Annotated in this window: 3 protein-coding genes; all 3 read right to left on the bottom strand. The window is 33.4% G+C overall.

The genetic code is table 11. The features are described from left to right. Nucleotides 1-233 precede the first annotated feature (233 nt). Entirely contained in the window at nucleotides 234-788 is a 555-nt protein-coding gene (pth, locus tag B2S90_RS01670) for an aminoacyl-tRNA hydrolase (protein ID WP_055233022.1), read from the bottom strand. Between the two features lie 9 nt (nucleotides 789-797). Next, the gene (gene pulA / locus B2S90_RS01665) at nucleotides 798-2,885 is read right to left on the bottom strand and encodes a type I pullulanase (protein WP_055233020.1); all 2,088 of its coding nucleotides are present in this window, start codon (nucleotides 2,883-2,885) and stop codon (nucleotides 798-800) included. A 138-nt stretch (nucleotides 2,886-3,023) separates the two neighbouring features. Next, on the bottom strand, nucleotides 3,024-5,600 hold the full coding sequence (locus B2S90_RS01660) for a hypothetical protein (RefSeq protein WP_286696455.1): 2,577 nt from the start codon (nucleotides 5,598-5,600) through the stop codon (nucleotides 3,024-3,026). Nucleotides 5,601-5,716: the final 116 nt, after the last annotated feature.

The following is a 5,716-nucleotide window of genomic DNA, read 5'->3' as shown; positions in this document are numbered from 1 at the left end:
GGGAAATAGACCACCTGATTCACAAGTTCAGTTAATGTTTTATAGAGGTTAAATGCCTCATATTGGTTGTTTTTAATAATCAGGATTTTTCTTGGATTATGCCAAAAAGAACCAGCAATGAGATAAGCCTCATCGCTAGTTGAGTTTGTGACAATAGTTCCATTGTCTTTATCTAAGGTACGTAGGGCCTGATTATCTTTTAAAAGATTCAGTATTTTTTCCATAACAATCACCTAGTTATATTTATTCATTGCTTTATTAAAACCATCATCTAAATAACATAAGACAGCTTCTGTCGCACGTTTAGCACCTTCTGATATAAGCTTTTCTTCTTCCTTAGAGAAGTGTCCAAGTACCCAGTCCACTACACTATAAAGCTTATTCTTAGAAATACCTACACGAATACGCTTGAAGTTCTGAGTACCTACATGAGCAATAATACTCTTGATTCCATTATGTCCACCCGCACTGCCTTTTTCTCTTAAGCGAAGCTTACCAGTAGGCATATCCATATCATCATAAATAACTAATAGATCTTCAACAGGAATCTTGAAGAACTGCATCACTGCCGCAACAGATTCACCAGAATTGTTCATATAAGTCTGAGGCTTAAGTAAGATAACATCCTCACCCTTATACTTGAATTTAGTATATAAGCCTTTGAACTTTTCTTTATCAATAGATTGATTCATTTCATCACTTAAGACATCTAAACAATAAAATCCTGTATTATGTCTTGTCATATCATATTCTTTACCAGGATTTCCTAATCCAACAATTAATTTCATTCCATACTCCTATCTTGCACATACAACCATGGATACACCAAATACATTGAGCTGTCCATTTTCTATTCTTTCATTTGACATACTATATAATATCTTAAAGTCATCTTCAATACCAATAGTAATCACATCATATGAAGGATTAAAATAAATCTTAAATTCTTTATAATCTCCTTCATCCTGAGTCAAATGATATTCTACCATACGATAGTAGATATTGTTGATAAATACATGCTGATGCATCTCTTCATAGTCATAATATCTAAAGCACTTGTTGTTTTTTCTTAAATCTATAAAGAACTTTACAGCCTGTACAACATTCATATAACGGTCATGACGTTCCCAGTCTAATTTATTGACTGCATCTCCTGCATTATAAGAATTCTGATTACCATTCTTAGTTCCTAAGAATTCCTGTCCGGCATGAATAAAAGGAACACCCTGAGCTAGAATAGTCATTGCAAGTGTTAATAAGCATCTCTTCTGACGACAATATTCATCTTCATGTCCATTAGAAATAATGAATTTATCAAATACAGTCGCATTATCATGACATTCAGCATAGTTAATACTCTGTTCTATTGATGAGAACTTATTGTAGTCACACATTGCGATAATGGCTTCATTTGTCTTATATGTATCCCCAGATGTATAGCCTTTGACTTCCATCTGATTAGGTCCCTTGATTGTATCTCTGAAATGATCATTAAAGAAACCTACATGAGGTGTTTTATGGTTATTTTCAATTGTTGTCTTTTCTGAATCAGGTAATGCAGTACCCATATTCCATCCTTCACCATATAGCATAAATGATGAATCTAATGAATGGCCCTGTTCATAAATCATATTCACTGTATCAATATCCACAATACCCATGAGATCCATTCTAAAGCCATCTACACCATAAAGAACCTGCCATCTCTTGCACATATCTAAGATATATTTACGACACATCTTGGCAGTACTATTTAAATCATTCCCACACCATGAACCATTAGATAATTCACCCTTATCATCTCTTCTAAAGAAATAATAAGGGACTGTCTTTTCTAATGCATTATTATTTACATCATGCATATGATTATAGACTACATCAAGAATAACACGCATATTATGCTTATGAATACAGCGTACCATACGTTGACATTCCTGGATTCTCTTATAACCATCATTAGGATCAGTAATATAACTTCCTTCAGGTACATTATATTGTGCTGGATCATAACCCCAGTTATAAAGTAAATCCGGATGATCTTCATCTACTGTTGCATAATCATTGATTGGTAAAAGCTGTACATGAGTTACACCAAGCATATCTAAATAGTCCATACCTGAAGAAAAACCATTCTTAGTCACTGTGTCTTCTTCACAGAAACCTAAGAACTTACCTTTATGTGTGATCTGTCCATATTCATCCACAGAGAAGTCTCTGACACCTACTTCATAAATAACTGCATCTGTATTATGTTTAAGTTCTGTCAAAGGATAATCCACTCGTCTTACCTTATCTAAATCAATGACTACTGAACTATGCATATTAGCTGTACAAGAATAAGCATATGGATCAGCTGTTTCAGTGGATTCCTCATTCATTCCAATAATATAAACATATTCATAACCATCTAGATCTTTCTTAATAGTTGTACTATAGACCCCCTTATCTCCTCTTTCTAAAGGATAATAATGAAGGTCTTCATCTTTCCAAATTTTTAATACAACTTCCGTAGAAAGAGGTGACCAAACCTTGAATGTTGTTTTCTCTTTTGTATAATGACTGCCTAAATCATCACCATCATAATAAAAATGATCATCAAACTCTTTACTCATAGAAAGCTGACTAAAATCTAAAAAACAAGCGAGACCATAATTATCAAACACTTTATATCTTGTACCTACAGAAAAGTCTGTATGCAAAAGATACGACTGGAATCCATTTTCTTTCTCAGTCGCTTCGCCTTTAAGTATCTTGACTTCACTTGTATCTAAATTTTTTAAATAATACTGACTTGAAACTCCGTTATAATAATTTAATGATAAATCAACTTTGATCAAATCAAAGTCAATCGCATAAGCATACATACGTATTGATTCCCTTTGCATATTATAAACCTACCTTTTCACATTCTCTATTCTATCATAAAAATATGAGAAAAAAAGAAAGTATTTAAATTTGAAAAAGAAAGCCATATAACACAAAAAAGACTTAACAACATAAGTCGTTAAGTCTATATAAATCTATTACTTTGTGATTGTAAATGTACGAATAATAGGTGCTGCCTGATAGTTTCCACCTACAGTCACTGCTGTCATAGTATATACACCAGGTTCAGTAGGTGCTGTAGTTGTACTAGAATAAGGCTTTAAGTTAGACTGTACACCAGTATATAAGTAATGAACGTTTTCATCAGAAACAACTTCATCATTATATGTAAGTGTAGCCTTGAAATCAAAGTTCTGAGCTTCTTCTTTAGAAATCTTACCCTTAGTGAACTTCTGGTTCCATATTAATTTAACACCCTTTACATGCTGTTTTACAAGTAATGCCCCAATACCAACACCAGTTTCATAGTTCTTGTTGTCAGTAACTGCAGTGACTGCATATAAACCAGCTCTATTTGGAGTACCAAATCCAACACGTACATTATCCGCAATACCAGGTAATTTGTTGATAACTTTTAAGATCTGTCCGAATGTACCTGTGTCAATATGTAACTTTTCTAATAAATCTAATAGTTCCTGAGTGCTGAATAGTTTTCTTAATTCACCAACAGTGACACCATCCTGCATCATCTGAGTAAATGATTTACCAAATACCTTTTCTACTACAGGATCAAGAACCTTTATAACAGCTTCATTATCAGTGAAACGAGCAGGAAGATCTAAATAAAGCCCTAAACTTACATTACTTGTAGCACCTGCATAAACGGTATACACATCGAACTTATCAGCTGGATTTGTAGTAATGAAATCCTTTGATAATTCTTCATCCGCAAAGATATTAGTAGAATGAACACTCACCTTTACTTTTGCCTTCTTAACAGTAATAGTCGTTTCACCACTTGTGCTTGGACGATAATCACTATTACCTTTATAAGTGATTCTTACTTTCTGCTCACCTGCTGGCATCTGTGGATAATCTAATACAAGATTAACTTTACCACCTTCAACAGGAGCCCAATTTTTTACACCACCATCAATATTACCAGCAAGAACGTTTGTGCCATAATATTCATAAGTGAAATCATCTACTGATAATTCAGCCTTTGAAGGTAATGTAGACTTACTGAAATCAATTGATTCAAATAAAGCCTTCTTCATTTCCTGTGCATCCATATTATAAGTAATAGATGTGCCTTCTTTAAGTGTAACTGCAGATTCTAAACGATTGTCTTCTACATTTACTGTTACAACAATATTACCGCCTTTATATTCTTTTGTCGCATTCCAAGAAAGTCTGATTTTCCAAGTACCTGCTTTAAACTTATTAAGATTTAAATCTGAACTATTGCTTAATTCATACCATATTTCTCCAAGATTTATTGGATTTGCATTGTATTCAACCTTGAAATCTTCAAATGATAATTCAGGATTTGTAGACTTGATAACTGCTTCATAAATAGCCTTTGCAGTGGCATCATAGTCATAAGACTGATCCTTATTAAACTTCATAGAAACATTATAAGGACCTTCATTAGTCACTACATCTACAGTAGCACGGTCTACTACATTGATTGTAGTTATTACTTCACGAGGTCTATAATCCTTGCTTCCCTTATAAATAATTTTGATTTCATGTTCACCTTCAGAAATTGCAGGATAAACTTTATCACCTTTAACACTTACCCATTTATTTGTAAGACCTATTAAGCCCTTTGCATGATACTGAATAGTCACATCATCTGCAGTTAATTGAGGAGTAGAAGTCGCAATGACTTTATCAAAGATGTCCTTTTCTACCTGATCATAATCAACTGTTAGATCATCATTGTAAGCAAGTTTAATAGTCTGTCCTTCATTCACTGTGATGTCTGCAGGTGTACGATCCTTTACAGTGATATTGACTTCTTTTTCTGTACCATAGTAAGTATCATTTCCATTGAAAGAAATTTTAATTTCATGAGCACCTGCAGTAATAGCTGGTCTACCAGCTTCACCGTCTAAGTTTGTCCATAAAGTAAATTTTCCAAGGGTGTAAGCATACTTGATTTCTACATTTTCCCAAGTTAAATCAGGAGTTGATTCTTTTACAACTTTTTCAAAGATAGCTTTTTTCAATACGTCATAATCAATATTTTCAGCATCTTTATAAGGTAATGTGACTTCAACGCCTTCATTCACTTCAATAACACTATTAAGCTTTGCAGCCTTAGTGACAGTCACTTCCTTAGTAGTCCCTTTAATTCTTACCTGATAGCTGCCATCACTATTTGCAGCTAAAGATGGATGTGTATAAGTTGTAGTAATACCAAGAAAGTTCTTTTTCGTTGATTCAAATCCGTTAATTGAACCCCATTCAGTATTTTTTGATGCAATTGAACTTTTCCCTTCACACTGATATTCCCACTCAATGCTAGAAGTGTCCACATTGTCTAAATTCTTAATTAATGCCTTATTAAGAATTTCTGTTACCTGTTCTACTGTTGCATCAGATGGAATAAGCACTGTCGCATTCTGTAATACAGGAGATTCTGTTGTTGTTTGTACAACTGGTGTTGTTTCTAGTGCATGTACATTGAATACGCGTGCTGGCTGTGCAAGTGGTGCAACAATCATGGCAGTCGCAACAACTTCAACCAAAATCTTCTTTGTCTTCATTTATTTTCCCCTTTCTTTATATGACTCTTTAATTATATAAAAAAAATTATAGTTAGACTACTAAATAAACGTTAAATGTTGGAAAAGGTTACATTTACCAGGAAAATGTATACAAA

The sequence above is a fragment of the Catenibacterium sp. UBA627 genome, assembly GCF_002299355.1.
In the GTDB taxonomy this organism is placed as follows: domain Bacteria; phylum Bacillota_I; class Bacilli_A; order Erysipelotrichales; family Coprobacillaceae; genus Catenibacterium; species Catenibacterium mitsuoka.
Note: the sequence above shows the minus strand (reverse complement) of the source record. Positions and strands in the feature narration are given on the sequence as shown.